Below are 330 nucleotides of genomic sequence, written 5' to 3' on the forward strand. Positions count from 1 at the left end.
CATGAAGATACTATAATTTACTACCCAGAGGCATTCACTAAAGAAAGCCAAGAGTATATTGAAAAAAACTTTAATCGTCGTATTTCAGTTTCAGCACATGATGCAAAAGAATTGTTTGTTTGTAACAACATACCAGTAGGCAAAGATATTCTAATGCATGATTGCACACCAGAGGTTGAGAAAAAAATCAACGAGTTCGGGTTCAATGTAGTCAAATGTAATATGAGCGAGTTTTTCAAAAGCGGTGGAAGCCTGCGTTGTCTTGTACTTAAACTAAATTGAGGGGTGTGGGAATGTATATTTTGGAGATCTGAAGAGCGTCGTCGAGCG

General features: G+C 37.6%; 1 protein-coding gene. It reads left to right on the top strand.

What is annotated here, in order from left to right; translation table 11 throughout:
* Positions 1–282: hypothetical protein (locus MD536_RS20995; protein WP_239603756.1), on the top strand; the 282-nt coding region annotated here is incomplete at its 5' end.
* Between the last annotated feature and the right edge of the window lie 48 nt (positions 283–330).

This window comes from Flavihumibacter cheonanensis (assembly GCF_022352215.1).
GTDB lineage: Bacteria > Bacteroidota > Bacteroidia > Chitinophagales > Chitinophagaceae > Flavihumibacter > Flavihumibacter cheonanensis.